This window comes from Catenuloplanes niger (assembly GCF_031458255.1).
Classification (GTDB): domain Bacteria; phylum Actinomycetota; class Actinomycetes; order Mycobacteriales; family Micromonosporaceae; genus Catenuloplanes; species Catenuloplanes niger.
The window spans coordinates 5,879,752-5,905,242 of the sequence record NZ_JAVDYC010000001.1; the positions used below are offsets into that span (position 1 = coordinate 5,879,752).

Annotated in this window: 27 protein-coding genes and 1 riboswitch; of the genes, 19 read left to right on the forward strand and 8 right to left on the reverse strand. The window is 72.5% G+C overall.

Going from position 1 to position 25,491, the window contains the following annotated elements:
- Positions 1–29: 29 nt before the first annotated feature.
- The 12 genes from J2S44_RS26175 (at position 30) to J2S44_RS26230 (ending at position 13,025) form a co-directional block, all read left to right on the forward strand.
- Entirely contained in the window at positions 30–1,301 is a 1,272-nt protein-coding gene (locus J2S44_RS26175) for a winged helix-turn-helix domain-containing protein (RefSeq protein WP_310419210.1), read from the forward strand.
- Positions 1,302–1,495: 194 nt separating this feature from the next.
- Positions 1,496–2,194: a DUF2752 domain-containing protein gene (locus J2S44_RS26180; RefSeq protein WP_310419213.1), complete on the forward strand. Its 699-nt coding sequence runs from the start codon at positions 1,496–1,498 to the stop codon at positions 2,192–2,194.
- 233 nt (positions 2,195–2,427) lie between these two features.
- Positions 2,428–3,171, forward strand: coding sequence for an FAD-dependent thymidylate synthase (gene thyX / locus J2S44_RS26185; RefSeq protein WP_374728019.1), 744 nt, complete (start codon positions 2,428–2,430; stop codon positions 3,169–3,171).
- 180 nt (positions 3,172–3,351) lie between these two features.
- Positions 3,352–4,263, forward strand: a complete 912-nt coding sequence (gene dapA / locus J2S44_RS26190; RefSeq protein ID WP_310419219.1) for a 4-hydroxy-tetrahydrodipicolinate synthase — start codon at positions 3,352–3,354, stop codon at positions 4,261–4,263.
- A gap of 71 nt (positions 4,264–4,334) precedes the next feature.
- Positions 4,335–6,020 (forward strand): ribonuclease J, encoded by a 1,686-nt coding sequence (locus J2S44_RS26195; RefSeq protein ID WP_310419221.1) that lies wholly within the window; start codon positions 4,335–4,337, stop codon positions 6,018–6,020.
- A gap of 194 nt (positions 6,021–6,214) precedes the next feature.
- Positions 6,215–6,454 (forward strand): hypothetical protein, encoded by a 240-nt coding sequence (locus J2S44_RS26200; protein WP_310419224.1) that lies wholly within the window; start codon positions 6,215–6,217, stop codon positions 6,452–6,454.
- 84 nt (positions 6,455–6,538) lie between these two features.
- On the forward strand, positions 6,539–7,435 hold the full coding sequence (locus tag J2S44_RS26205; RefSeq protein WP_310419225.1) for a helix-turn-helix domain-containing protein: 897 nt from the start codon (positions 6,539–6,541) through the stop codon (positions 7,433–7,435).
- 54 nt (positions 7,436–7,489) lie between these two features.
- Complete coding sequence (locus J2S44_RS26210; protein ID WP_310419228.1) at positions 7,490–7,678, forward strand: DUF397 domain-containing protein; 189 nt, start codon at positions 7,490–7,492, stop codon at positions 7,676–7,678.
- Positions 7,679–7,781: 103 nt separating this feature from the next.
- A complete protein-coding gene (locus J2S44_RS26215) occupies positions 7,782–7,973 on the forward strand; it encodes a DUF397 domain-containing protein (protein ID WP_310419232.1) in 192 nt (63 codons plus the stop codon).
- A 167-nt stretch (positions 7,974–8,140) separates the two neighbouring features.
- On the forward strand, positions 8,141–9,724 hold the full coding sequence (locus tag J2S44_RS26220; protein ID WP_310419235.1) for a S1 family peptidase: 1,584 nt from the start codon (positions 8,141–8,143) through the stop codon (positions 9,722–9,724).
- A gap of 254 nt (positions 9,725–9,978) precedes the next feature.
- Entirely contained in the window at positions 9,979–10,380 is a 402-nt protein-coding gene (locus J2S44_RS26225) for a DUF2784 domain-containing protein (RefSeq protein ID WP_310419238.1), read from the forward strand.
- A gap of 74 nt (positions 10,381–10,454) precedes the next feature.
- Positions 10,455–13,025 (forward strand): FtsK/SpoIIIE family DNA translocase, encoded by a 2,571-nt coding sequence (locus tag J2S44_RS26230; RefSeq protein ID WP_310419240.1) that lies wholly within the window; start codon positions 10,455–10,457, stop codon positions 13,023–13,025.
- A 21-nt stretch (positions 13,026–13,046) separates the two neighbouring features.
- Here the strand turns inward: J2S44_RS26230 and J2S44_RS26235 are convergent, their stop codons facing one another.
- The 3 genes from J2S44_RS26235 to J2S44_RS26245 are packed head-to-tail and all read right to left on the reverse strand — an operon-like array spanning position 13,047 to position 14,682.
- Positions 13,047–13,532 carry a DUF3291 domain-containing protein gene (locus J2S44_RS26235; RefSeq protein ID WP_310419243.1) on the reverse strand — a complete coding sequence of 162 codons (486 nt, stop codon included), beginning with the start codon at positions 13,530–13,532 and terminating at the stop codon, positions 13,047–13,049.
- Positions 13,533–13,565: 33 nt separating this feature from the next.
- The gene (locus J2S44_RS26240) at positions 13,566–14,336 is read right to left on the reverse strand and encodes a helix-turn-helix transcriptional regulator (RefSeq protein WP_310419246.1); all 771 of its coding nucleotides are present in this window, start codon (positions 14,334–14,336) and stop codon (positions 13,566–13,568) included.
- A 31-nt stretch (positions 14,337–14,367) separates the two neighbouring features.
- Positions 14,368–14,682, reverse strand: a complete 315-nt coding sequence (locus J2S44_RS26245) for a DMT family transporter (protein ID WP_310419249.1) — start codon at positions 14,680–14,682, stop codon at positions 14,368–14,370.
- Between the two features lie 15 nt (positions 14,683–14,697).
- Positions 14,698–14,762, reverse strand: a riboswitch (guanidine-III (ykkC-III) riboswitch).
- Positions 14,763–14,867: 105 nt separating this feature from the next.
- Between J2S44_RS26245 and rimO the strand changes: the two genes are divergently transcribed.
- The 6 genes from rimO to pspM all read left to right on the forward strand — a co-directional run bounded on the left by rimO (position 14,868) and on the right by pspM (position 20,190).
- On the forward strand, positions 14,868–16,331 hold the full coding sequence (rimO, locus tag J2S44_RS26250; protein ID WP_310419251.1) for a 30S ribosomal protein S12 methylthiotransferase RimO: 1,464 nt from the start codon (positions 14,868–14,870) through the stop codon (positions 16,329–16,331).
- Positions 16,328–16,972, forward strand: coding sequence for a CDP-diacylglycerol--glycerol-3-phosphate 3-phosphatidyltransferase (pgsA, locus tag J2S44_RS26255; protein WP_310419253.1), 645 nt, complete (start codon positions 16,328–16,330; stop codon positions 16,970–16,972). Before rimO ends, pgsA begins: the two co-directional genes overlap by 4 nt.
- The gene (locus J2S44_RS26260; protein WP_307244228.1) at positions 16,965–17,468 is read left to right on the forward strand and encodes a CinA family protein; all 504 of its coding nucleotides are present in this window, start codon (positions 16,965–16,967) and stop codon (positions 17,466–17,468) included. Before pgsA ends, J2S44_RS26260 begins: the two co-directional genes overlap by 8 nt.
- Before the next feature lie 392 nt (positions 17,469–17,860).
- Entirely contained in the window at positions 17,861–18,289 is a 429-nt protein-coding gene (locus J2S44_RS26265; RefSeq protein WP_310419257.1) for a helix-turn-helix domain-containing protein, read from the forward strand.
- Between the two features lie 219 nt (positions 18,290–18,508).
- On the forward strand, positions 18,509–19,378 hold the full coding sequence (locus tag J2S44_RS26270) for a PspA/IM30 family protein (RefSeq protein WP_310419260.1): 870 nt from the start codon (positions 18,509–18,511) through the stop codon (positions 19,376–19,378).
- A 5-nt stretch (positions 19,379–19,383) separates the two neighbouring features.
- Positions 19,384–20,190 (forward strand): phage shock envelope stress response protein PspM, encoded by an 807-nt coding sequence (pspM, locus tag J2S44_RS26275; RefSeq protein WP_310419263.1) that lies wholly within the window; start codon positions 19,384–19,386, stop codon positions 20,188–20,190.
- Here pspM and J2S44_RS26280 read toward each other — a convergent pair.
- Together J2S44_RS26280 and J2S44_RS26285 are read right to left on the reverse strand one after the other, a co-directional pair.
- Positions 20,120–20,959 carry a DNA-formamidopyrimidine glycosylase family protein gene (locus tag J2S44_RS26280; protein WP_310419266.1) on the reverse strand — a complete coding sequence of 280 codons (840 nt, stop codon included), beginning with the start codon at positions 20,957–20,959 and terminating at the stop codon, positions 20,120–20,122. The two genes, pspM and J2S44_RS26280, sit on opposite strands and share 71 nt — an antisense overlap.
- Before the next feature lie 169 nt (positions 20,960–21,128).
- Positions 21,129–21,905 (reverse strand): SAM hydrolase/SAM-dependent halogenase family protein, encoded by a 777-nt coding sequence (locus J2S44_RS26285; RefSeq protein WP_310419268.1) that lies wholly within the window; start codon positions 21,903–21,905, stop codon positions 21,129–21,131.
- A gap of 93 nt (positions 21,906–21,998) precedes the next feature.
- On the opposite strand from J2S44_RS26285, the gene J2S44_RS26290 reads away from it, so the two are divergent.
- Positions 21,999–22,922: an LLM class F420-dependent oxidoreductase gene (locus J2S44_RS26290; protein ID WP_310419272.1), complete on the forward strand. Its 924-nt coding sequence runs from the start codon at positions 21,999–22,001 to the stop codon at positions 22,920–22,922.
- On the opposite strand, the gene J2S44_RS26295 is transcribed toward J2S44_RS26290, so the two are convergent.
- Genes J2S44_RS26295 through J2S44_RS26305 form a run of 3 tightly spaced genes read right to left on the reverse strand, consistent with a single transcriptional unit; the run spans position 22,899 to position 25,438 of the window.
- Positions 22,899–24,290 (reverse strand): hypothetical protein, encoded by a 1,392-nt coding sequence (locus J2S44_RS26295; RefSeq protein ID WP_310419275.1) that lies wholly within the window; start codon positions 24,288–24,290, stop codon positions 22,899–22,901. The two genes, J2S44_RS26290 and J2S44_RS26295, sit on opposite strands and share 24 nt — an antisense overlap.
- Positions 24,291–24,326: 36 nt before the next feature.
- Positions 24,327–24,527 carry a DUF397 domain-containing protein gene (locus J2S44_RS26300; RefSeq protein ID WP_310419277.1) on the reverse strand — a complete coding sequence of 67 codons (201 nt, stop codon included), beginning with the start codon at positions 24,525–24,527 and terminating at the stop codon, positions 24,327–24,329.
- Between the two features lie 35 nt (positions 24,528–24,562).
- On the reverse strand, positions 24,563–25,438 hold the full coding sequence (locus J2S44_RS26305; RefSeq protein ID WP_310419279.1) for a DUF5753 domain-containing protein: 876 nt from the start codon (positions 25,436–25,438) through the stop codon (positions 24,563–24,565).
- Positions 25,439–25,491 lie beyond the last annotated feature (53 nt).

Sequence of the window (25,491 nt, forward strand, 5' to 3'; positions counted from 1 at the left end):
TCGGGGGCGCGCGGTAGCGTGCCCTCTCGATGGCCATCTCCGACGATCTCTCGCTCGCTCAGGCGCGGCGCGTCACGCTCGCCGCGCAGGGCTTCACCGACCCCCCGCCGGGCGGTCCGGTCACGATGCGGCACCTGCGGCGCGTGCTGGGCCGGGTCGGCCTGCTGCAGATCGACTCCGTCAACGTGCTGCAGCGCGCGCACTACCTGCCGATGTACAGCCGGCTCGGGCCATACCCGACGGAGCTGCTGGACCGGGCGTCCGCCCGGCGCCCGCGCACGCTGTTCGAGTACTGGGGGCACGAGGCGTCGCTGATCCCGGTCGAGCTGCAGCCGGCGCTGCGCTGGCGGATGGCGGAGGCGCACACGTCCGCGTGGGGTGGCATGCGGCGCATCGCGCAGGAGCAGCCCGGCCTGGTCGCCTGGGTGCGCGACGAGGTGCGCGCCCGCGGCCCGCTGACCGCGGCCGAGATCGAGCACGACGCGCCGCGCGAGACCGGCAACTGGGGGTGGAACTGGTCGGTCGTCAAGCGCGCGCTGGAGTGGCTGTTCTGGTCCGGCGAGGTCACCGCGGCCGGCCGCAACTCCGCGTTCGCCCGCCTCTACGACCTGCCCGAACGGGTGCTGCCCGCCGCGGTGGTGGACGCGCCGACACCCCCGGTCGAGGACGCGCACCGGCAGCTGGTCGAGATCTCCGCCCGCGCGCTCGGCGTGGCCGCGGAACCGGAGCTGCGCGACTACTTCCGGCTCCCGGTCGCCGGCGCCCGCCGGGCGATCGCGGAACTGGCCGAGGCCGGCACGCTCCGGCCGGTCCGGGTCGAGGGGTGGAACCGGCCGGCCTACCTGCACGCGGACGCGCGGCTGCCGCGCCGGGTGCGGGCCAGCACGCTGGTCAGCCCGTTCGACCCGGTGGTCTGGGAACGGGCGCGGGCCGAGCGGCTGTTCGGCTTCACGTACCGGATCGAGATCTACGTGCCCGCCCCACGGCGGCTCCATGGCTACTACGTGCTGCCGTTCCTGCACGGTGACCGGTTCGCCGGCCGCGTCGACCTCAAGGCCGACCGCAGGGCCGGCGTGCTGCGCGTGCCCGCGGCCTGGCGCGAGCCGCACGCGGACGAGGCGGAGACCGCGCACGCGCTCGCGGCCGAGCTGCGCCGCCTCGCCGGGTGGCTGGGCCTGACCGAGGTCGCCCCGCCGGAGCGCGGCGACCTGGCCCCGGCGCTCACGGCCGCGCTGGCCGCCGCGCACGACGCCGAGCCGGTCCCGTCCGTCGCCACCGGCCCGGCCGCCGGCGGTGTCTGACAGCCCGGTCGCGGTCCTCCGGCACCGCACCGGTCGGCCTCGGCACCGGTCCACCCGGCGCCGGGTGTTTCCCGGTGGTGGCCGGTTTGCGGCGCTGGCCGGCTTTCCGGATGGCGGCCGGTTTCTAGCGGCGTCGCCGGGGTCGCGGTGCGGAGGTAGGTTGGGGGACGGATTCGGCGAGACGGGAGACAAGCATGAGCGGCGAGCCGTCGCAGGCGGATTCGAGGTTCGTGGACACCACGTCGCCGCATCCGGCCGACGGCCCCGGCGTGGTTCGGCAGTCCGGGACGGACGACACCCGTCCCGTCTCCCCAGCCGGTTCCGACGGGCCGTCGTACCCGGCGTATCAGCCGGGTCCCGACGGGTCGTATCCCGCGTACCAGCCCGGTCCCGACGGGACGTATCCGCCGTATGCGGGCTACCCGCCGGGTTACGTGCCGCCGCAGCCGGACCGGCTCACCCGGCTCGTCGCCCGGATCCACGCGCGCACCCCACGCTGGCTGGCACCGCTCGCCGTGTTCGGCTGCGTCTCCGCCGCCGCCGGTTACGTGCTCTGGGCCGACCCGGCCGCGGCCGACGCGAACGCGCAGCCGACCTGCATCGTGAAGTACCTGACCGGGTTCGACTGCCCGGGCTGCGGCGGGACGCGCGCGGTCTGGTACATGATGCACGGCGACATCCCGGCCGCGGCCCGGCATCACGCGGTCCTGCTGTTCGCGGTCCCGTTCGTGGCCTACCTCTACGTCGCCTGGGCCGGGAAGGCACTGTTCGGCTGGCGCCTGCCGAGCTGGGAGCCGTCCTCCCGGTCCCTGATCTGGTTCCTGGCCGCCTGGGCCGCCTTCTCCGTGCTGCGCAACCTGCCGTGGGCGCCGTTCACCTGGTTCTTCGTCTGACCGTCGGCGATCGCCGGTGACCGTCAGCGGCGGCCCGCGACCGCCCGCACGGCGACTGCCCGCACGGCGACCGCCCGCGGCGTCGCGCCCCCGGTGACCGCGCCGGCCCGCCACCACCCGGACGGACCGGCCCACGGCGGGCCCGCGCGCCGGGACCGGCTGGACGTGGCCGCGACTTCACCGGCTAGTAAAGTCGGGCAGGTTTCGAACCGAGGGGGTCCGACATGGCGGAGATCGTGCCGCAGCAGGTGCAGTTGATCGCGTGGACGCAGTTCCAGGCGCCGGAGGGCGTGGCGTGGTCGACGGACGCCGAGGGCGGGCAGGCGCTCGCCGAGTTCGCGGGCCGCGCCTGCTACCAGTCGTGGAAGAAGCCGAACCCGAAGACGGCGACGAACGCGGGCTACCTGGAGCACATCCTGGAGACCGGGCACTTCAGCGTGCTGGAGCACGGTTCGGTCAGCTTCTACTTCTCCGGCATCTCCCGGTCGCTGACCCACGAGCTGATCCGGCACCGGCACTTCTCCTACTCGCAGCTCTCCCAGCGGTACGTGCCGGAGCGCGACGCCGCGTTCGTCGAGCCGGACGTGATCGCGGGTGACCCGGAGCTGCACGCGATGTTCGAGAAGGCGGCCGACGCGAGCCTCGCGGCGTACACCGAGCTGCTGGAGGGCCTGGAGGCGAAGTTCGCCGACGTGGAGAGCCCGACGCTGCGCCGCAAGCAGGCCCGTCAGGCCGCGCGCGCGATCCTGCCGAACGCGGTGGAGACCCGCATCGTGGTGACCGGCAACTACCGCGCGTGGCGGCACTTCATCGCGCTGCGCGCCACCGAGGCGGCCGACGTGGAGATCCGCGAGCTGGCCGTCGAGTGCCTGCGGCAGTTGACCGAGAAGGCGCCGAACGTGTTCGGCGACTTCACCATCAGCACGCTTCCGGACGGCACCGAGGTCGCGAGCAGCCCGCACGCCGAGCGGTCCTGAGCGGAAATATTTTTTTGGCACCATCCGGTCCGCCCCGGCCACAAAGCATCACGCCGGGGCGGCGGCCGGACGAAAGAAGCTCCTTGCCGTACCCTCGAGGGTTGAAAAAAGACGGCCGGGCCCGTGCCGCAGGCGACGAGGCCTTCGGGCCGCTCAGCGGCCGTCCGCTAGGTTGTGTGCATGACGCACGACCACAGCGCCGCCCGGCGGCCCTTCGGACGAGTTATCACGGCCATGGTGACGCCGTTCCGCCCGGACGGCTCGCTCGACGCGGACGGCGCGCAGACGCTCGCCGCGCACCTGGTCGATGTGCAGCGCAACGACGCGCTGGTGCTCAGCGGCACCGGCGGTGAGTCGCCGACCACCACCGAGGCGGAGAAGGAGACGCTGATCCGCGTCGTCCGCGAGGCGATCGGCGACCGCGCGCAGATCATCGCGGGGGTCGGCACGAACGACACCGCGCACACCGTGGAGCTGGCCCGCACGGCCGAGAAGGCCGGCGCGAACGGTCTGCTCGTCGTCACGCCGTACTACAACCGGCCGCCGCAGTCCGGCGTCGCGCGTCACTTCACCACCGTGGCCGACGCGACCGGGCTGCCGGTGATGCTCTACGACATCCCGCACCGGGCGGGCATACCGATCGCGACCGAGACGCTGCTGCGGGTCGCCGAGCACCCGAACATCGTGGCCGTGAAGGACGCGAAGGGTGACCTGTTCGCGACGTCCGCGGTGCTGGCCCGGACGAATCTGGCGTACTACAGCGGCGAGGACGCCGCGACGCTGCCCTGGCTGTCGATCGGCGCGTCCGGCGTGGTCGGCACGTCCACGCACTTCGTCGGCGCGCGGACGCAGGAGCTGATCACGGCGTTCGAGCGCGGCGACGTGGCCGAGGCGCTCCGCCTGCACCGGCAGCTGCTGCCGATCTACACGGGCATCTTCCGCACCGCGGGCACCATCCTGGTCAAGGCCGGGCTCAACGCCCAGGGCCTGCCGGCCGGGCCGGTGCGATCGCCGCTGGTGGATGCCACCGAGGACGAGACGGCGCAGCTGCGCGCCGATTGCCTGGCCGCCGGCGTGGAGTTGGCGGCATGATGAACGCACCGAGGTGATTGCATGACGCTACGTAAGACCGAGTCGGGCGCCCAGCACCGGGTGGTGGGGGTGTGACCACGGAACAGACCGCCGTGCACGTTCCGCCGCTGCCCAAGGGAGCCCTCCGGGTCATCCCGCTGGGTGGGCTGGGTGCCATCGGCCGGAACATGACCGTCTTCGAGTACGACGGGAAACTGCTCATAGTCGACTGCGGGGTGCTCTTCCCCGACGTGGACCAGCCCGGCGTCGACCTGATCCTGCCGGACTTCACCCCGATCCTGGACCGGCTCGCCGACGTGCAGGCGATCGTGCTCACCCACGGGCACGAGGACCACATCGGCGCCGTCCCCTACCTGCTCGCTCACAAGAAGGACATTCCGCTCGTCGGGTCCCAGTTCACGCTGGCCCTGGTCGAGGCGAAGCTGGCCGAGCGCCGGATCGACCCGTACACGCTGACCGTGAAGGAGGGCCGGAGCGAGAAGCTCGGGCCGTTCGAGTGCGAGTTCTTCGCGGTGAACCACTCGATCCCGGACGCGCTCGCGGTCGCGATCAAGACGCCGGCCGGCACCGTCCTGCACACCGGCGACTTCAAGATGGACCAGCTGCCGCTGGACGGCCGGATCACCGACCTGGCCGGCTTCGCGCGGCTCGGCGCCGAGGGCGTCGACCTGCTGCTCTCCGACTCGACGAACGCGGAGATCCCCGGCTTCGTCTCCCCGGAGCGGGAGATCGGCCCGGTCATCGACTCGATCTTCGCCAAGGCGACCGGCCGGATCATCGTGGCCAGCTTCGCCTCGCACGTGCACCGCGTCCAGCAGGTGCTGGACTCCGCGCACGAACACGGCCGCAAGGTCGCGTTCATCGGCCGCTCGATGGTGCGGAACATGGGGATCGCCCGCGACCTCGGCCTGTTGCACATCCCGGACCGGCTGGTCGTCGGCATGGACGAGGCGATGAACCTGCCGCCGGACGAGATCGTGCTGATGTCGACCGGTTCGCAGGGCGAGCCGATGAGCGCGCTCGGCCGGATGGCCACCGGCGACCACCGGCACGTCACGATCACGCCCGGTGACACCGTGGTGCTGGCCAGCTCGCTGGTCCCCGGCAACGAGACCTCGGTCTACCGGGTGATCAACCGGCTGTCCCGGGCCGGCGCCACCGTGATCCACAAGGAGGTCGCGCGGGTGCACGTGTCCGGCCACTCGCCGGCCGGTGAGCTGCTCTACCTGCTCAACGTGGTCAAGCCGAAGAACCTGATGCCGGTGCACGGCGAGTGGCGGCACCTGCGCGCCCACGGCCGGCTCGGCGTCGAGTCCGGCATCAAGCCGGAGCACGTGGTGCTGGCCGAGGACGGCGACATCGTCGACCTGGTCGGCGGCCGGGCCCGCGTGGTCGGCCACGCCGGTAACCGCTACGTCTACGTCGACGGTCTCGCGGTCGGCGACGTCAGCGAGTCGCTGCTGACCGAGCGCAAGATCCTCGGGGACGGCGGCTTCATCGCCGCGACCGTGGTGGTCGACTCCGTCACCGGCAAGGTGGTGGGTGGCCCGGCGATCTCCGCCAAGGGCTTCTCCGAGGACCCGGAGGCGTTCAACCCGGTGCTTCCGCTGATCACGGACGGCCTGAACCGGGCCGCGAACGACGGCATCACCGACCCGCACCAGTTGCAGCAGATCGTGCGCCGCATCGTCGGCCGCTGGGTGAACGAGGCCTACCGCCGCCGCCCGATGATCGTCCCGAACGTGGTCGAGGTCTGATCGACGGCCGGTGCGGGGGCAGTCCGCACCGGCCGCTGCTTTTCCGCTATCCGCTATACGGCAGATAGACCTATGGCGATCACGGCGCGTTACTGCTTGACTCGACCCCAGTGTGGGGGGAACCGCACTGGGGGGAACGATCGGCACCCGGCGCCCGCTCGGGCCCGGGTGCCGATTCGGGGGGAGCCGGCGCCATGCCCGTGTTGCTGCATCTCGTGACCGGCATGCCCGCGGCCGTCGCCGTCCTCGTCACCGTCTTCTCGGCCGCCGCTCCAGGCGGTGCCTGCCTGCGCGTTCATTCGTCTCCCGGGCTGTCGCGCGCCGTCGGCCGGGGCGCTCCGATCGGGCCGCCGCTCCGCTTCGCGCCGCCGCTCCGCTTCGCGCCGCCGCTCCGCTTCGCGCCGGCCCGGCCCCGCGTCGCCGGTCGGGGCTGAGTCGATGCAGACTGCGGTGTCCCTACCGGCCGTACGGCAGACACGTGCGGTGTCGGCCGGTGGGAGCGCCGCTCGGCGGCCCCGATGAGCTCCCAGGACCCGCCCGCCGTCGCCCGTCGTCGTCTGCGCCTGGCGCTGCGCCATGCCCGGCAGCGCCGGAAGCTCACGCAGCAGCAGGTGGCGGACGCGCTGGAGTGGTCGCTGTCCAAGGTGCAGCGGATCGAGAGCGGCGACGTCAGCATCTCCACCACGGACCTGCGGGCCGCGCTCGTGCTGCTCGGCGTCGTCGACCCGCGGCGGGTCGCGCAGTTGACCGAGGACGCGAAGGCGTCCCGCCGGCAGCGCTGGTGGACCACGGCCGAGTACCGCGAGCATCTGAGCCCGGCGATGCTGCAACTGCTGCAGTTCGAGTCGGAGGCGACCGCGATCCGGGTGTTCCAGGCGACGCTCATCCCGGGTGTCCTGCAGACCCGGGCCTATGCGGGCTGGATCCAGCATTTCTGGGCCGGCGACATTCCGCATGCCGATATGAAGGTCCGGGTCGAGCTCCGGACCCGCCGTGGTGAGAACCTGTTCGAGGTGCCGGACCCGCCGGCCTATCTGCTCATCCTCGACGAATCCGTGCTGCACCGGGAGGTCGGCGGCGCCGAGGTGTTCGCCGAGCAGTTGGAATACCTGCTGGAGAGGATTCGGCAACGGCTCGTCACGGTGCGCTTCGTGCCGTTCCGCGACGCGGTCAAGCTGGTGATGCTGGGCTCCTTCACCATCCTGGAGTTGCCCGACGAGGAGGACGTCTTCCTCTATCAGGAGGAGGGCTGGGGTGACTCGATGCATCATTCGCTGGCCACGATCCACCGGTACCGGGAGATCTTCGAACAGGCCTGGGAGGCCAGCTTCCCGCCCGACGTCTCGGCTCGTTTGATTGAAAGTTGTGTGCTGAGGCTCCGGACCCTGCTAGACAGGCAGCGGCACTCCGCCTAGACGCCGGGTGGAAATTCCACCGGTCCGCGGTACCGATGTGATCGAGGAGTCCAGATGAAATCTGCTGCACAATGGCGCAAAAGCACCTATTGTGACACCGCCTCGTGTGTCGAGGTCGCCGATCTATCGCGCGGTGTGATCGGTCTGCGTGACGGCAAGAATCCGTCCGGGCCGGTCCTGCGTTTCTCCGCCGCCGAATGGCATGCGTTTCTCGACATGCTCAAGCTAGAGAATATGGTTTGACGGGGAATCCCGGCAAAAGGGTGCGGCCGCGCGATGCGGCCACACCCTTTTGCATTCAGTAAGCAATTTATTACATTGAAGTATCTGATTGAAGGAGGCTGACATGGCGAGCGTCGATGTGGTCCACGTGGCCTGGCAGCGCAGCACCCGATGCGACACCAGCTCCTGCGTGGAGGTCGCGCGCGAGAGCTCCGGAGCGCGAGTACGGAACAGCACCGATCCGGCCGGCCCGGTGCTGATCTTCTCGACGGAGGCGTGGCGCGCCCTCGTCGAAGAGATCCACCGGTTCCGCTGACGGAAGATCAGGCGTTCGTGGTACGCGTTCCGTACCGACATGGTTCACCGAAAGGGCGGTGACTTTCCCCACGATCGATCCGTTAATCCATTCCTGACGCCACCCCCGTACCCCCGCCCGACGTCGCCGCGGCGTCCCGGCGGGGGAGTCAGGTAAGGAGCAGACGGATGAACCGAAGACGAGCACTCACCACGGCGGCCGTCGTCGCCACCGCGGGCGCCGCCGTCGCGCTGACGTTCCCCGCGTTCGCCGGCACCGGTGAACGGGAGCGGCCGGCCGGTGACACGGCCGCCGAGCGCCCCCTCGCCGCACCCGAGGTCCTCGCCGCGCTCTCCCGCGACTTCAACCTGACCACCGAGCAGGCCACGGACCGGCTGGCGGTGGAGCGGGAGGCCACGGCGGCGGTCCGCGCGGTCCGGGCCACCGCCGGCGCCGCCTGGGCCGGCGCCTGGCTGAACGACGACGCGGACACGCTGACCATCGCGGTGACCGACCGGGCGCTGGCCGACGACATCCGGGCGGCCGGCGCCGAGCCGAGGATCGTGGCGAACAGCGCCGCCACGCTGGACACGGTCAAGGCCGCGCTGGACACGAACGCGGCCGAGGCCGCCGAGTCGATCCCCGGCTGGTACGTCGACGCGTCCAGCAACACCGTGGTCGTGCTGGCCCGCGCGGACGTCCCGGACGCGGAGAGCGCCGCGCGGGACTTCGCGGTGGCCAGCGGGGTGGACCCGGCCGCGGTGCGGGTCGAGGCCAGCCAGGAGGCGCCGAAACCGCTCTTCGACATCGTCGGCGGCGACGCGTACACGGTCGGCAACGCGCGCTGCTCGATCGGCTTCGCGGTCGTCGGCGGCTTCGTCACGGCCGGTCACTGCGGCCGGGCCGGCACGGACAGCCGAGGCGTCAACAACGCACCGCAGGGCGAGTTCGCGGTCTCCTCGTTCCCGCAGGACGACTTCGCGGTCGTCCGGACGAACGCGGACTGGACCCCGACCGCCTCGGTCAACGACTACAACGGCGGCGTGCTGCCGGTCGCCGGCGCCGAGGTCGCCCCGGTCGGCGCGTCCGTCTGCCGCTCCGGCTCGACCACCGGCCTGCACTGCGGCGAGGTCCAGGCGCTGAACGCCACGGTCAACTACGCCGAGGGCACGGTCACCGGTCTCACCCGGACCAGCGTCTGCGCCGAACCGGGCGACTCCGGCGGCTCGTTCATCGCCGGCGACCAGGCGCAGGGCGTCACGTCCGGCGGCTCCGGCGACTGCACCCGCGGCGGCGTCACGTTCTTCCAGCCGGTCGCCGAGATCCTGGAGCGGAACAACCTGACGCTGGTCACCACGGGCGACGCCGGCACGCCGCCGGCCACGCCGCCCGCGACCGAGCCGCCCGCCACCGCACCGCCCGCGACCGCACCGCCCGCCACCGAGCCGCCCGCGGAGGACGTGGACTGCGCGGCCGAGGGCGGCGTGCAGCGCCGGGGCACCATCGACCGGCCCGGCCAGCGCCGCGACGCGGTCCGGTTCCGGGCCCCGGCCGGCACGCACGCGGCCTGCCTGGCAGCGCCCGCGGGTGCCGACTTCGACCTGTACCTGCAGCAGCAGGTCGACGGCGGTCGCTGGATCACCGTCGCGCGCGCCGCCACCGAGTCCGGCACGGAGACGCTCACGTTCGAGGGCGGCGCCGGCAACTACCGCTACCGGGTCGCCTCGGCCTCCGGCGCCGGCGACTTCCAGCTCCGGTTCGCGGTGAACTAGCGGTCACCGCACAGACGTCGGCGCGAGGCGGTCAACGGGTCAGCCGCCTCGCGCCGATCTTCCTTTCCGTCGAGCTTTCCCTCCGGAAGCGGATTTTCCCGCTTCCGGCCCGGTCGCCGTCCGCATGCTCCCGCGGGCACCGGTCGTCGCCGGGGCTCCTCCCTGTCCGGTCCGTGGGTGGTGGCGAAAAACCCGGGGTGATGCCTCGGTCACGGTCCGGCGGAGCGGGCGGTGCGAGGCGCTACCGTGGCGGCGTGGGCTATGAGGTGCTGGTCGTGGTCGCTCTGGTGCTGCACGTCAGCTTCCTGGCGTACCTGGCGGTGGGTGGTTATCTCGCGTGGTGGTGGCCGCGGACGATCTGGTTGCACCTGGTCACAGCCGCGTGGGGGGTGGCCGTGGTGGCCGCGTCGCTGACCTGCCCGCTGACCACCTTGGAACGCTGGGCCCGGGAGGGCGCCGGGCAGTCCGTGCCGGACGCCGGGTTCATCGACCGCTACCTGACCGGAGTGATCTACCCCGAGGATCACGTGTGGACGGCCCGGATCGTGCTGGCGATCGTCGTCGTTGTCTCCTGGGCCGGGTTCGTGATGCGATGGCGTCGTCGGCGGGCGCAGCAGCGGGCCAGTATTTCGGGGCAAGCCGCGACATATCGGTGAGAGTGAGATCTCGTTGCGGGTGACACGCGGCGAATAGCCCAGCCGGACCGGCGCGTCGCCGTTACCGTGGCCTCATGGCAGGTCGTACCTCTCCGGCGAAGCGGCGGACCACGCCGGCGGCGCGGACGGGCACATCCTCCTCGCGGACACCGGCGGCGTCCCGCGCCCGCACGCCCGCGGCCCGGAAACCGGCCGCCCGGCGTCCCGCGCCGCGCACCCGGGCGAAGCGCGGTGGCGTCAACCCGCTGCTGATCGCGGCCGGTGGGCTCGGCGCACTGTGGATGTTCGTCGCCAACGGCGTCGGCTGGAGCGTGCGGCAGGTCGGGCGCGGGGCGGCCAGCGCCCGCGACCTGGACCCGGCGCACCGCCGGGACGGCACCGGCCTGTTGATGCTGGGCCTGGCGATCCTGATCGCGGTCGCGGTCTGGTTCGAGTCGGCCGGCCCGGTCGGCGCGTGGCTGGCGGACTCGATCCGGCTGTTCTTCGGCGCGGTCTCGATAGCGATCCCGTTGCTGCTCTTCTACGGCGCGCTCCGGCTGATGCGCGAGCCGTCCGATCCGGAGCACCGGGGCAGCGGCCTGGTCGGCTGGACCGCGGTGCTGGTGGCGAGCGACGCGCTGCTGCACGTGGCCCAGCGCCCGGTCAGCGACCAGCAGCTCGACTACGCCGGCGGCCTGATCGGCTACGGCGTCGGCGGGCTGCTCGTCGCGGCCGTGACGCCGTGGGTGGCCGTACCGCTGCTGATCCTGCTCCTGCTCTTCGGCGTGCTGGTGGTGACGGCCACGCCGATCAACAAGATCCCGGAGCGGCTCGGCGACCTGTTCGAGGCGTTCGCCGGCGGCCGCCCGGCCGGTGGTCGCGCGCGTCCCGAGCTCGACGACGGCGAGGGCGCGGACGACGACGAGGCCGAGGAGGAGGAGCCGCCGCGGCCGGCCCGCCGCCGCGCCGCCCGCCGCAAGGCCGCCGCGCACGTCGACGCGTCGGCCGACGAGCCCGCGGACGTGCCGCCGCCACCGCCGGTCCCGGACGACGGCTTCGACGAACTGCTCGACGACATGCACGACACGGTGGCGCTACCGAAGATCACCAAGCTGAAGAAGGCGTCCGGCAAGATGGTGGCGCCGGAGCACTCGGCCGCGCCGCCGACCCGCGCCGAACAGCTGGCCATCACCGCGATCGAGGGCGACTACAAGCTGCCGCCGCCGGGTCTGCTCAAGGCGGGCGCGGCCGCGAAGAAGGCCAGCAAGGCCAACGACGAGATCATTGCGGCGCTCGAGGGCGTGTTCGACCAGTTCGGGGTGGACGCCCAGGTCACCGGCTTCACCCGGGGCCCGACCGTCACGCGGTACGCGGTGGAGCTCGGCCGCGGCGTGAAGGTCGAGCGGATCACCCAGCTGTCCCGGAACATCGCCTACGCCGTGAAGTCACCGGACGTGCGGATCCTCAGCCCGATCCCGGGGAAGTCCGCGGTCGGCGTGGAGATCCCGAACAGCGACCCGGAGAACGTGGCGCTCGGCGACGTGCTGCGCTCCTACAACGCGACCTCGAACGACCACCCGATGCTGGCCGCGCTGGGCAAGGACATCGAGGGCAGCTTCGTGGTGGCGAACCTGGCGAAGATGCCGCACATCCTGATCGCGGGCGCGACCGGCGCGGGCAAGTCGTCCTGCCTGAACTCGCTGCTGGTGTCGATCCTGACCCGGGCCACGCCGGACGAGGTGCGGCTGCTGCTGATCGACCCGAAGCGCGTGGAGATGACCTCCTACGAGGGCATCCCGCACCTGGTCACGCCGATCGTCACGGATCCGAAGAAGGCGGCCACCGCGCTCGAGTGGGTCGTCGGCGAGATGGACATGCGCTACGACGACCTCGCGGCGAACGGTGTCCGGCACATCGACGACTTCAACCGCAAGGTGCGCAGCGGGGAGATCAAGGCACCGCCCGGCGTGGAGCGGGAGCTCAAGCCGTACCCCTACCTGCTGGTGATCGTGGACGAGCTGGCCGACCTGATGATGGTGGCGCCGCGCGACGTCGAGGACTCGATCGTGCGCATCACCCAGCTCGCCCGCGCGGCCGGCATCCACCTGGTGCTGGCCACCCAGCGGCCGTCGGTGGACGTGGTCACCGGCCTGATCAAGGCGAACGTGCCGTCCCGGCTCGCGTTCGCCACCTCCTCGCTGGCGGACTCCCGGGTCATCCTGGACCAGCCCGGCGCGGAGAAGCTGCTGGGCCGCGGCGACGGCCTGTTCCTGCCGATGGGCGCGTCGAAGCCGACCCGCATCCAGGGCGCGTGGATCACCGAGGCGGAGATCGCCGCGGTGGTGAAGTTCTGCAGGGACCAGCGCGAGCCGGACTTCAAGGAGAACGTCACCGAGGCGGTCCCGGACCCGCGGAAGCAGATCGACGAGGAGGTCGGCGACGACCTCGACCTGCTGCTCCAGGCGATCGAGCTGGTGGTGACCAGCCAGTTCGGCTCCACCTCGATGCTGCAGCGGAAGCTGCGCGTCGGCTTCGCCAAGGCCGGCCGCCTGATGGACCTGATGGAGTCGCGCGGCATCGTTGGCCCGTCCGAGGGCTCCAAGGCCCGCGACGTGCTGATCAAGCCGGACGAGCTGGAAGAGGCCCTGGCCGCGCTGCGCCCCTGAGCACCGCCGCGGACGTGCCGGTCACGCGTGGAGCCGGAGCGGCGCCGGGCCGGCGTCGGTGGGTGCCGGGAACGGCGCGCGGAACGTGAACGCGTCCGCGGTCGGGCCGTTCGCGCCGAGCGCGCGCAGCCGGGCCACGCCCTCCTCCGGCGTCGGGATGCTGCCGGCCGGGATCCACCAGAGGACCAGCGACGCGCGGTAGCCGAGCGGGACGAACCAGTCCCGCCGGCGGCGCAGGTAGTCCAGGTGCTCGCTCTGGTACGTGAACGCCCGCAACGCCTCCAGCGACTCCCAGACGGACAGCGTCACGATCACGTCGGGCTCGGTCGGCCGGACCGTGGTCGCGTCGCCCTCCGGCCCCTCGGCCAGGCGCCACACGAAGCCGGGCGAGCGGTCCGCCAGCGCGTTGATCGGGTCCAGGCCGGCGACGAACGCGGCGGAGCCGGGATCGTCCAGGGGCACGCGGAGTCGGGCGGCGTTGAAGTGCGCGAGGTGATAGCCGGTCATGTGCACCAGCTCACCATCTGCCCGCCTCTATAGTCAATCAGTTTTGTTTTTAGACTTTGTGAGCGTGACGCAGCAGCGACCCGGCGCCGCGTCCATCCGCGCGTCCCAGGTCGCGTCCAGGCCGCCGCCCTCCAGCAGCCCTTCGACCATCGCCAGGTTCATCCCGCAGATCAACGGCGGGAACTGCTCGGCGAGCCGATGGAACGGGCAGTTGCGCAGCTCGATCCGCCCGTCCTCCTCGTGCGGCAGGTAGCCGTGCGCGGCCAGCACCTCCGCCGCCGAAGCCGCCGAAGCCGCCGAAGCCGCTGGGGCCGCGTCGGCCGGCGAAGCCGCTGGAACTGCGGAAGTCGCCGGGGTCGCCTCGGGTGCCGACGCCGCCGCGTCCGGGGGCGGCGTGGAGGGGGCCGGTGCGGGTGCGGTGCGGCCGTGCGCGCGGGCCGCGGCGAACAGCGCGAGGTCGGCCCCGGTCCGCTCCACCGCCTCGGCCAGCAGCTCCGCCGCGGTCCGGTAGGCCCGCGGCGGCACGCTCACCTCGTGCTCGGCCGCGGCCGCGCGGTAGAGCTTGGCCGGCCGCCCGGCGCCCGGTCCGGACCGGCCGGTGCGGCGCGCGTAGGTGACCTCCAGCAGGCCGGCGTCGACGAGTTTGTCGAGATGGTGCGCCGCGAGCGTGCGGCCGACGCCGAGCGCGGCCGCCACCTCGTCCCGCCCGACCGGCGCGCCACCCGCCGAGATCACTTCGCGGTAGGCGGCACGCCGGACACCGTCGGTCAGCGCGGAGACGGCGGTCAGGCCGGAGTCGTCCATCGCGCCATCGTATGACCAACGCGTGTTGGCGTTAGTGGAAGAACTTGAGCCCGGCGACGCCGCAGACGACCAGCATCAGGCAGAGGATCCGGGGGAGCGAGGCGGACTCGCCCAGCACGGTCATGCCGACGAGCGCGGTGCCGACCGCGCCGATCCCGACCCAGACCGCATATCCGGTGCCGACCGGGATGGTGCGCAGCGCGTAGCCGAGACCGGCCATGCTGAGCACGAGCGCGACACCGAAGATCGTGGTGGGCAGCCAGCGGGAGAAACCGTCGCTCTTCTCCAGCGCGATCGCCCAGACCGTCTCGAGGAGCCCGGAGACGACGAGAACCAGCCAAGCCATGACGAGTCACCACTCCAGCGGCCGTCTTTGCAGAACCGGGTACGACCGCACTCGTCCGGGACGGCCGCGTGGCTGCGGGCGTCACGGCATCGACGGTAGCAACGCCGATCGCCTGGTGGCCACCCGTCGGTGGCCCACCTCACCGGGCGACTTCGAGGTATCGGCCGACATGCCGGTACCCTCGGGTGGTGTCTGTAACACCTTCTTCTCCCAGCCGGCGCGTCGCCATGCTCACCCTCGGCTGCGCCCGTAACGAGGTCGACTCCGAGGAGCTGGCCGCCCGTCTCGACGCGGAGGGCTGGCAGGTCGGCACGGACGCGGAGAACGCGGACGTCGTCCTGGTCAACACCTGCGGCTTCGTGGAGAAGGCGAAACAGGACTCGATCGACACCCTGCTCGCCGCGCACGAGACCGGCGCCAAGGTCGTCGCGGCCGGCTGCATGTCGGAGCGGTACGGCAAGGAGCTCGCGCAGAGCCTGCCCGAGGCGTCCGCGGTGCTCGGTTTCGACGACTACCCGGACATCTCCGCCCGGTTGAACGCGGTGCTCAACGGCGAGAAGCTGGACGCGCACACGCCGCGCGACCGCCGCGAGCTGCTGCCGATCACGCCGGTGGCGCGGCGGGACACCACGGTGGTGGTGCCGGGCCACTCGGTGGTCGACGCGGCCACGCCCGCGCACCTGCGCCCGGTGCTGCGCCGCCGGCTGGAGAACGGCCCGGTCGCGTCGCTGAAGCTGGCCAGCGGCTGCGACCGCAAGTGCGCGTTCTGCGCGATCCCGGCGTTCCGTGGCGCGTTCGTCTCCCGCAAGCCGGACGAGCTGCTGGCCGAGGCGGAGTGGCTGGCCGGCACCGGCGTCCGCGAGCTGGTCCTGGTCAGCGAGAACTCGACGTCGTACGGCAAGGACCTGGGCGACCCGCGCCTGCTGGAGAAGCTGCTGCCGCAGCTGGCCGCGATCACCGGCATCGTCCGGGTCCGGGCCAGCTACCTGCAGCCGGCGGAGACCCGGCCCGGCCTGGTCGAGGCGATCGCGAACACGCCGGGCGTGGCGCCCTACTTCGACCTGTCGTTCCAGCACTCCAGCGAGCCGCTGCTGCGCCGCATGCGCCGGTTCGGCTCCACCGACCGCTTCCTGGAGCTGCTCGCGTCCGCGCGGAAGCTGTCGCCGGAGGCGGGCGCGCGCAGCAACTTCATCGTCGGTTTCCCCGGCGAGACCCGGGCGGACGTGGACGAGCTGATCCGGTTCCTGTCCGAGGCCCGGCTCGACGCGGTCGGCGTGTTCGACTACAGCGACGAGGACGGCACCGAGGCCGCCGGCCTGCCCGGCAAGGTCCGGAAGAGCACGATCAAGAAGCGGTACGACGAGGTCGTGGCGCTCGTCGACGAGCTGGTCAACCAGCGCGCCGAGGAGCGGATCGGCAGCACGGTGGAGGTCCTGGTCGACTCGGTCGAGGACGGCGAGGTGGAGGGCCGCGCCCACCACCAGGCGCCCGAGGTCGACGGCTCGACGACGCTGGTGGCCGGCGATCGCGGGGTGGACATCGCGGCGCTGCGGCCCGGTGACTTCGTGCGCGCGACCGTGACCGGCACCGAGGGCGTGGACCTGGTGGCCGTGCCGACCGAGATGATCTCAGCGGCGGCCGCCCGGTGACGCCGTCGGGTGACCCGACGCAAGCCGCCACGGACACCCCCGAGGCGCCGATCCACAACCCGGCCAACATCCTGACCCTGCTCCGGCTCGTCCTGGTGCCGGTCTTCGTGGTGCTGGTGGTCTGGTCCGGGTTCGACGAGTCGTTCCTCCAGGTCCTCGCGGCCGTGGTGTTCCTGTTCGCCTCGCTGACCGACTTCGTCGACGGCTGGGTGGCGCGGCGGTTCGGTTTCGTCACCCGGCTCGGCAAGGTCGCCGACCCGATCGCGGACAAGGCGCTGACCGGCGCGGCCCTGGTGCTGTTCTCGCTCTACGACCTGCTGCCCTGGTGGGCCACCGTGGTGATACTCGTCCGCGAGTGGGGCATCACGCTGCTGCGGCTGTGGGTGATCCGGTACGGCGTGATCGCGGCCAGCCGCGGCGGCAAGGCGAAGACCGCGCTGCAGACGCTGGCGATCGCGCTGTATCTCTGCCCGCTACCGTCCTGGCTGGATACGATCGCGGCGTGGGTCATGTGGGCGGCCGTCGCGGTCACCGTGATCACCGGGGTCGACTACGTGCGTCAGGCGGTCCGGCTGCGGCTCTCCGCCCGCCGTCCGGTCCGGCCGCGCGGCGTCGTCCGGGAGGGAGATCTGGGTGCCTGAGGGTTCGTCCGTCGCCGCGACCGTGGTCGCGGCGCTGACCAAGGCCGGTCAGACCGTCGCGTCGGCCGAGTCGCTCACCGGCGGGCTGGTCGCGTCCACGCTGGTGGACGTGCCCGGTGCGAGTTCCGCGTTCCGGGGCGGAGTGGTGGTCTACGCGACCGAGCTGAAGGCGACGCTGGCCGGCGTGTCCGCGCCGCTGCTGGCCGAGCGCGGCCCGGTCGACCCGGACGTGGCGGCCGCGCTCGCCGAGGGCGTGCGGGAGCGGTGCGGCGCGGACTGGGGGCTGGCCACCACCGGTGTCGCCGGGCCGGAGCCGCAGGACGGCAAGCCGGTCGGGTTGGTCTACGTGGCGGTCGCCGGTCCGGGCGGCACCGAGGTGCGGCGGCTCGACCTGAGCGGCGGCCGGGTGGTGATCCGGGTGACGACCGTCACCGAGGTGTTGCGGCTGCTCGCCGACCGGCTGCGGGTGAGCGTGCTCCCGGCCGCCACCGCATAGCGAGGGGCCCGGCGTCAAGGGATCACGCTTGTAGCGAACGCGCGAGCACCATCCGTGACGGTCCGGCGCGTGAGCTGGGCGGTTCGCGGCGCGCGCGCCCGGATGCGCTCGCGGTGGACGGTGCGGGGCGGGTACCTCGGGTCGCAGGCATCACACGCTGCTCGTACCCGGGAATGATCTTTGATTGTGGGCGGTTCGGGATTTTCGCGGGTGGTTGCCCGCGCGGGCCGCGAAGCCCTCGCGGCGCTCCGTAGACTGAGGTCTTCGCCGTGCACCCTCCGGGGTGGGTCCGCCGGTTCGGCGGCGGGGTGAGATGTCAGTACCCACGACCAACGGGTACGGTTGCGGGAAGCCTCCGGCGCTTGCCGGCGGCCCTCGCAGGAGGAGGTGCGATGGTCCTGCTACGCCGGGTGATCGGTGATGCACTTCGTGCGCGCCGTCAGGGACAGCACCGGACCCTGCGCGAGGTGTCGACCGCGGCCAACATGAGCCTGGGATACCTCTCCGAGATCGAGCGAGGGCAGAAAGAGGCGTCCAGCGAGCTGCTGGCCGCGATCTGTGACGCACTCGGCGCCCAGCTCTCCGAGGTGCTGCGCGAGGTCGCCGACACGATGGCACTCGCCGAGCAGATGCAGGGTGTGCTGGTGCCGGTGCAGGACGACGCGAAGTCCCCGGCCGAGGAGCACTCGATCCGCAAGGTGCACGCCGAGGGCGACGTCTCCGTCTCGGTCCGGCAGGACACGCCGCTCAAGGCGACGCTCCGCGCGACGCGCACGCCCCGTCCGGGCGACCGCGGCCGCGACGTGATCTACGCTGCCTGATCCCGCCCAGCCCGTCCACGCCTGGTCTCCGCTTGGAGACCAGGCGTAACCTCGTGGGATCGGGGGCACCCTGATATCCCCCCGAGGTCGCATGACGGGCTGGTTTTCACCTGCCACGATGGAGACCGTGCCGCACTGCGCGGCCGCCGTCGTGCCGGACCGGGAGACCATCCGGCTCGTGCGGGCGAGACGTGAAGACACCGAGGGGATAGCGCGATTATGGCGAACCCGTTCGTCAAGGGCTGGCGATACTTTCTGGCGCTGTTCGGCGCCAAGATCGATGAATATGCCGATCCCAAGGTGCAGATCCAGCAGGCGATCGAGGAGGCCCAGCGCCAGCACCAGCGGCTGGTCCAGCAGGCCGCCGCCGTGATCGGCAACCAGCGTCAGCTGGAGATGAAGCTTTCCCGGCAGATGTCCGAGGTCGAGCGCCTCCAGGGGATGGCCCGGCAGGCGCTCGTGCTGGCCGACCGCAAGCGCGCCGAGGGCGACGAGGCGGAGGCGCAGAAGTACGAGCAGACCGCGCAGACGCTCGCCACCGAGCTGGTCTCCGCCGAGCAGACCATGGAGAGCACCAAGACGCTCCACGACCAGTCGCTGGCCGCGGCCGGTCAGGCCCGCCAGGCGGTGGAGAACAACGCCATGATCCTCCGGCAGAAGCTCGCCGAGCAGACCAAGCTGCTCAGCCAGCTGGAGCAGGCGAAGATGCAGGAGTCCGTGGCGAAGTCGCTGGAGTCCATGTCGTCGCTGCAGGCGCCGGGCAACACGCCCTCGCTGGACGAGGTCCGCGAGAAGATCGAGAAGCGGTACGCGACCGCGATGGGCCGCGCCGAGCTCGCGTCCAACTCGGTCGAGGGCCGCATGCTCGAGGTGCAGAAGTCGACGCTGGACCTGGCCGGCGAGTCCCGGCTCGACCAGATCCGCGCCAGCATGGCCGGCAACCAGCTGGGTGGCGCGTCCGGCCAGACCGCGACGCCGCCCGCGGCGGCCGCGCCGACCGAGAACCAGGCGCACGTGGCCCGGCTGGACGAGATCCGCGCCAGCATGGCCCGGGACAAGAAGACCGGCGACGCGAGCGCCGCGGGCTGATCGAGATGGCGGCGGACGAGCGGTCTCGGTACCTGCGGCAGTCGCGCAAACTGCGCGGTGCCGCTCGCCGGTGGAGCGTGCTCGGTGGCACGCTCACCGGCGCGGCGGCGATCCTCACGCCGTACGCGGGTCTCGGCCTGCCGGACGCCGCCTGGGCCGCGGCGGCCGGTGGCTCGGCCGTGCTCGCCGCCTGGCGGTGGGCGGACCTCCGCCGGCACGACGCCGAGCCGCTCCCGCCCGCGCCCACCCCGGCCGCGATCGCGTCGGCGCGGCAGGCCCGGCTCACCGCGATGGTCGAGCAGTTCCCGGTCGGCCGCACCGCGCTGCAGGAGCTCCGCCGGCAGCGGGCCCGTGCGGAGCTGAAGGGCTCGGCCGCGGTCGACCCGTGGTTGCGCCTGGACCGCGCGGCGGGCACGCTCGCCGGTCTCGCGCCGCGGCTGACCGGCCACGGCGCCGCGGTGCTGCCCGAGGCCGCGTCCGCGGAGGCGTCGCTGCGGGACCTCGCGCACCGGCTGGCCGGGGTGGAGCGCGCGCTGCGCTTCGCGCCGGCGGACGGCCGCACGGGTCTGCAGGAGGCGCACCACACGCTGCTGGTCCAGCTGACCGAGGGCGTCACCGCCTACGAGACGCTGGTCGCGGCCGCGGCCGGTTACGTCGCGGAGGACGCGCGGGCCGGTGCCCACCTCGGCGACGCCGGCACCGCGAGCCGGCTGACCGAGGCCGCCGACCTGCTGCGCGGCGTCACCGACGCGCTGACCGAGCTGCGTCCGCCGGGCCCGGCCCCGGCTGGCAGCGGGGGCACCAGTAGGTGATGCGTTCCGCCGCGGTCTCGCCGTCCGGCGCGTGCTTCGCGATCGCGGTGCCGCACCGGCGGCACGGCTGGGCGCGCCGGCCGTAGACGTAGTTGGCCTCGTTCTTGCGCAGCGAACCGGTGGTGGTCTGCAGCCACCGGCCCCGGTTCGACGCGAGCAGGCGATGCGCCAGGTCGGCCATGCCGGGCAGATCCGGCACGTCCCGCACCGGCGTCCACGGGTCCACGCCGCGCAGGAACAGCAGCTCGCACTTGTAGAGGTTGCCGATCCCGGCCAGGTTGCGCTGATCGAGCAGCGCCTCGCCGATCTCCCGGTCCGGTGCCGCCTCGATCCGGCGGACCGCCTCGGCCGGGTCCCAGCCGGGCCCGAGCAGGTCCGGGCCGAGGTGACCGACCAGGTCGTCCTCCTGATCGGTCGGGATCAGCGTCAGCTCGTGCAGGTGGTAGCCGACCGCGACGCTCTCCGCGGTGCGCAGCACCACCCGGATCAGGTGCGCGGGCCGGCCGGCCCAGCGCTCGCCGGTCGCGTAGACCCGCCAGGCGCCGTCCATCCGCAGGTGCGAGTGGAGCGTCAGCGCGCGGCCGTCCGCCGCCTCCCGCATGCGCAGCAGCAGGTGTTTGCCGCGGGCGGCGGACTCGGTCACGGTCCAGCCGGCCAGCGACTCGGTGGCGAGCGCGGGGACCCGGAAGTCCGAGGCGGTGAGCCGGCGGCCCGCGAGAGCGCGGTTGAGCACGCGGGCGGTGTTCCACACGGTGTCGCCTTCGGGCATTACCTCATTGTCCCGCATCCCCCGGCCGGGTCGCGCACGCGGCACCGCCCGGTGATCCGGGCGTCCCACCGTGCCGTTCCGGCGACCCGGCTGAGGCGGGGGAGCGGCGGGCGGTTGGTCAGGCGTGGGCGGTGGTCGGGCGTGGGCGGTGGCCGGGCGTGGGCGGTGGTCAGGCGCGCGCCACCCGGACGAGATCGCCGGGGACCACCGAGAGCACCACCGCGGCCCGCCCGCCGTGCACCGCGACCGCGACCCGGCCGGCGGAGTCGACGTAGACCACCAGACCGCCGCGCGGCGCGTCCGAGATGGTGGTGCCGCGCACCGCCCGGACGCCGCCGACCAGCAGCCGGTCCGCCAGCGAGCCGATCGCGTCCGCGCCCGCGGCCAGCTGGACGTTGCCGAACCGGTCGATCGTGGTCACCTCCGCCTCCAGCCAGCCGTCGCCGCTGGCGACCACCGGGTCCGGCAGCCGGGCCAGGTCCGCGAGCGGGATCTCCGGTCCGGCGTCGGTGAGCGGCGCACCGGCCGCGATCCGCGCGGCGACCGGCGCGTAGACGTCGCGGCCGGGCAGCGTGCCGGAGACCGAGGGCAGGAACCAGTCCGTGTTCGTCAGCGCCACCGCGGTCCCGGCGCCGCCGAGCGCGTCCGCGGCCCAGGGCAGCAGGCCGTTGTCCGGGCCGACCAGCACGCCGCCCGGGGTGCGCAGGCCGATCGGGCGCAGCGTGCCCGGCCCGGTCACCGCCACGTGCACGGCCGGCGGCAGGTGCGGCACGGTCTGGGCCAGCACGGACGCGGCCCGCGTGACGTCGCCGGGCGCCACCGCGTGTGTGACGTCGATGACCCGGACCGCCGGCGCGATCCGGGCGATCACGCCGTGGCACGAGGCGACGAAGCCGTCCGAGAGTCCGTAATCGGTGGTGAGGCTGATCCAGTCATAGCCGCCCATGCATGGCACCGTAATCCCGCGCCGGGCCTTCCGCACAGGACGCGGACCCCGATGCAGGGCCGGGCCGACGATCCGGATGGCAGAGTAAGGCCCATGAGGCTCTGTATCTTCACCGAACCGCAGCAGGGCGCCAGCTTCGCGGACCAGCTGCGCGTGGCCCAGCGCACCGAGGAGAACGGGTTCGACGCGTTCTTCCGCTCCGACCACTACCTCTCGATGGGCGGCACCGGCCTGCCCGGACCCACCGATTCGTGGGTGACGCTGGGCGGGATCGCGCTGCAGACGTCCCGGATCCGGCTCGGCACGCTCGTCACGTCCGCCACGTTCCGGCTGCCGGCGCCGCTGGCGGTCAGCGTCGCCCAGGTGGACGAGATGAGCGGCGGCCGGGTCGAGTTCGGCCTGGGCAGTGGCTGGTTCGAGGCGGAGCACACCGCGTACGGCATCCCGTTCCCGCCGGTCGGCGAGCGCTTCGACAGGTACGAGGAGCAGCTGGAGATCATCACCGGGCTGTGGGGGACGCCGGCCGGCGAGACGTACTCGTTCTCCGGCAAGCACTACCGACTGATCGACTCGCCCGCGCTGCCGAAGCCGGTCCAGTCGCCGGTGCCGGTGATCATCGGTGGCAGCGGGAAGAGGCGGACGCCGGCGCTGGCCGCGAAGTACGCGGCCGAGTACAACGTGGCGTTCGTCAAGGTCCCGGACGCCGGCCGGGCCTTCGACCGGGTCCGCGCGGCCTGCGCCGAGGCGGGCCGGGCCGAGCTGCCGACGCTCTCCGCCGCCGTGGTGCTCTGCGTCGGCAAGAACGACGCGGAGGTGCGCCGCCGGGCCGCCGCGATCGGCCGGGACGTCGACGAGATGCGCGGCAACGGCGGCGCGGCCGGCACGCCGGACCAGGTCATCGAGCGCATCCAGGAGTACAAGGCGCTCGGTGCGAGCCGGATGTTCCTGCAGATGCTGGACCTGTCCGACCTGGACCACCTGGACCTGGTGGCGTCAGAGATCGCTCCGCACGTCTGAGGCCGGCTGGATCTCCGGGCTCGCCGGCTGTCTCGGCGGGCCCGGCTTCGTGTCCGGCGCGGGTTTCGCGTCCGATGCCGGCTCGGTGTCCGGCGCCGGCCTCGCGCCCGGTGCCGGTGCCGGGGCCGGGTCCGCGCTTCCGGGCGGGGTGGCTCTGGGGAGCACGATGTCGCGGACCGTGAGGTAGACCGCGCGCACCGCGAGCGTGCGCTCCACCTCGTCCAGGATCGGTGCGAAGAACTGGCGGCGGTGCTCGGTGTCGCTCATCGAGGTGACCGCGAAGTACATGCTGCCGAACGCGGCCAGCAGCAGAGCGTTGCGCAGCAGCGCGACCGGCACACCGAACGACGCCGCGGACGTGCGCGGCGGCGCGCCGATCCACTGCTCCGCGGTCTCCGGCAGCACCACGAGCAGGCCGAGCGTGAGGAAGAAGGTGAACAGCCCGACGCCCACCACGGTCGCCTGGATCAGCTGCCGGGTGGCCAGCATCAGCAGCAGGTTGCCGATCTGCTGCCCGGTGAGCGGGGCCGGCCGCAGCGCGCCGTTCGGCGCGATCTCCTCCATCGGCAGTTCGGCCAGCGGCGTACGGCGGCATTCCTTGCTCAGCCGCGCCGGGTGCAGCTCCTGCTCCACCCGGCCGATCTCGTCGCGCAGCCGCGCGGCCGTGGCCAGCACGGTCACGGCCGCGAACAGCAGCACCACGGCCCAGACCCGCGCCCAGGGCAGCCGGTCCATCGCCTGCCACAGCTCGCCGGTGAAGAAGAAGAACAGCGTGACGAAGAGCAGCGTGGGCAGCGCCCGGCCCTGGATCCGCACGCTGTTGCGCATGTCGTGCACCGCGTGCCGCAGCCCACGCCGGATCAGCGGCACCACGCCGTACGACGTGGCCAGCCAGGCGGCCGCGAACACCACCGCGAAGATGCCCAGGAACGCGGCCACCGCCCCGGCGAACGTCGTGCTGTGCGCGCCGATCCGCTCGCCCACGCCGACGTCCGGCGACGAGTTCGACTTCGAGATCAAGAACTCCAGCGACGGTACGACCAGCGGCATCACGGCGTAGCACACCAGGATCGCGCCGGCCGTCCGGCGGGAGAACCGGGGCAGGCGCCGGCCGAACGCGGTCAGCCCGGTCCACACCGCCACGCCGACGGCCAGCGTGCCGGCCAGCACCCACCACCAGTACGCCTGGTCGGCCCACTGCCGCACCAGCCAGAGCAGGCTGGTCACCGAGACGAACGCCAGGAACGGCAGCATGCGGGGGAGCACATGCCGCCGGAAGTCGTAGTCCTCGATCATGAACGGGACGCCCCGGCGCACGAACCAGCGCTCGGTCTGCCGGACCAGTGCCCGCGATGCCGTCAAAGCCACGCCGCGCATCCTTCCAGACCGGCGGCGTGCGAGCGGTCAGCCGAACGTGTCCCCGCACACGCCGGCCACGAATGCCCGCCACCCGGCCGGGGAGCAGAGCAGTATCGCCCCGGACGGCCGGCGGCTGTGCCGGATCGCGGCCCGCCCGTCCGCCGCCCGGCCGACCTCGACGCAGTTACCGCCCGCGCCCTGGCTCCGGCTGCTGGTGTGCCATCCGGTGATCTCGTTCCCACGCATGTGTGCGCGCCTCTTTCGTACCCTCGTGGTGGTGGTCAGCTCTTGAACTCGTCCGCTATGTCCGCGATGAGGCGGGTGGAGTCGGCCGGTTCCAGTGCCGCCTCCCGCAGCGTGCGGTATGCGGACGCGAACCGGTCCGTCCGCGGCCCCTCCTGGAACACGCGGCCGGCGATCGTCTCCGTGTAGGCCACGTCCGGGAACGGATCCGGCATCTCGAACAGCAGGAACGAGCCGTCCAGGCCCGGGTGCGCCCCCACCCCCGCCGGGAGCACGCTGATCTCGATGTGCCGGCGCCGGGCCAGCCGACCCAGGTGCATCAGCTGCTCGCGCATCACCTCCGGCCCGCCGACCGGGTTCCGCAGCACGGACTCCGCCACTATCGCCGCGACCCGGGTGGGCTTGGGGCCCTCGATCGCGCGCTGCCGGCGCAGCCGCAACTGCACCCACCGTGCTATCCGGTCGTCGTCCGCGCCCGGCCCCTCGACCGTGCGGATCATCGCCTCCGCGTACGCCGGGGTCTGCAGCAGGCCGAGCACGTACAACGCGTCGTAACTACCGACCCGCTTCGCCCGTTGCTCCAGCCAGACCAGATCGCAGAATGTTGGGTCGTAAATCACATCGGAGAATTCGTCGATCCAGTCGTCCCGGCGCCACACCTCCTCGCTCAGCCGGGTCAGCCGGGTCCGTTCCCGTCGTTCGGAGACGCCGTACAGATCGAGAAGCATCTGCACGTCGTGTCGCGGAATCGGCCATTCCGCGTTCTCGAACCTGCTCAGTGCGGAGAAGTTCCGTTTCAGGTGCTCGGCGACCTGACGAAGCGTCAGGTTCCGCCGTTCGCGCAGGTCGCGTAGCTCCCGGCCGAGCCACTGCGCGCGTAACGTGGGCACTTTACGGCCCTTCGAGTCGAGCATCGCCCCCCCAGGTCGGACGAAAAAGTGTGATGCCCCTTCATTTCCCTCCATCG

Coding starts and splice junctions, on each gene's coding strand:
- J2S44_RS26175 (WP_310419210.1), top strand. CDS start 30: ATGGCCATCTCCGACGATCTCTCGCTCGCTCAGGCGCGGCGCGTCACG.
- J2S44_RS26180 (WP_310419213.1), top strand. CDS start 1,496: ATGAGCGGCGAGCCGTCGCAGGCGGATTCGAGGTTCGTGGACACCACG.
- dapA (WP_310419219.1), top strand. CDS start 3,352: ATGACGCACGACCACAGCGCCGCCCGGCGGCCCTTCGGACGAGTTATC.
- J2S44_RS26200 (WP_310419224.1), top strand. CDS start 6,215: ATGCCCGTGTTGCTGCATCTCGTGACCGGCATGCCCGCGGCCGTCGCC.
- J2S44_RS26205 (WP_310419225.1), top strand. CDS start 6,539: ATGAGCTCCCAGGACCCGCCCGCCGTCGCCCGTCGTCGTCTGCGCCTG.
- J2S44_RS26210 (WP_310419228.1), top strand. CDS start 7,490: ATGAAATCTGCTGCACAATGGCGCAAAAGCACCTATTGTGACACCGCC.
- J2S44_RS26215 (WP_310419232.1), top strand. CDS start 7,782: ATGGCGAGCGTCGATGTGGTCCACGTGGCCTGGCAGCGCAGCACCCGA.
- J2S44_RS26220 (WP_310419235.1), top strand. CDS start 8,141: ATGAACCGAAGACGAGCACTCACCACGGCGGCCGTCGTCGCCACCGCG.
- J2S44_RS26230 (WP_310419240.1), top strand. CDS start 10,455: ATGGCAGGTCGTACCTCTCCGGCGAAGCGGCGGACCACGCCGGCGGCG.
- J2S44_RS26235 (WP_310419243.1), bottom strand. CDS start 13,532: ATGACCGGCTATCACCTCGCGCACTTCAACGCCGCCCGACTCCGCGTG.
- J2S44_RS26240 (WP_310419246.1), bottom strand. CDS start 14,336: ATGGACGACTCCGGCCTGACCGCCGTCTCCGCGCTGACCGACGGTGTC.
- J2S44_RS26245 (WP_310419249.1), bottom strand. CDS start 14,682: ATGGCTTGGCTGGTTCTCGTCGTCTCCGGGCTCCTCGAGACGGTCTGG.
- J2S44_RS26265 (WP_310419257.1), top strand. CDS start 17,861: ATGGTCCTGCTACGCCGGGTGATCGGTGATGCACTTCGTGCGCGCCGT.
- J2S44_RS26270 (WP_310419260.1), top strand. CDS start 18,509: ATGGCGAACCCGTTCGTCAAGGGCTGGCGATACTTTCTGGCGCTGTTC.
- pspM (WP_310419263.1), top strand. CDS start 19,384: ATGGCGGCGGACGAGCGGTCTCGGTACCTGCGGCAGTCGCGCAAACTG.
- J2S44_RS26280 (WP_310419266.1), bottom strand. CDS start 20,959: ATGCCCGAAGGCGACACCGTGTGGAACACCGCCCGCGTGCTCAACCGC.
- J2S44_RS26285 (WP_310419268.1), bottom strand. CDS start 21,905: ATGGGCGGCTATGACTGGATCAGCCTCACCACCGATTACGGACTCTCG.
- J2S44_RS26290 (WP_310419272.1), top strand. CDS start 21,999: ATGAGGCTCTGTATCTTCACCGAACCGCAGCAGGGCGCCAGCTTCGCG.
- J2S44_RS26300 (WP_310419277.1), bottom strand. CDS start 24,527: ATGCGTGGGAACGAGATCACCGGATGGCACACCAGCAGCCGGAGCCAG.
- J2S44_RS26305 (WP_310419279.1), bottom strand. CDS start 25,438: ATGCTCGACTCGAAGGGCCGTAAAGTGCCCACGTTACGCGCGCAGTGG.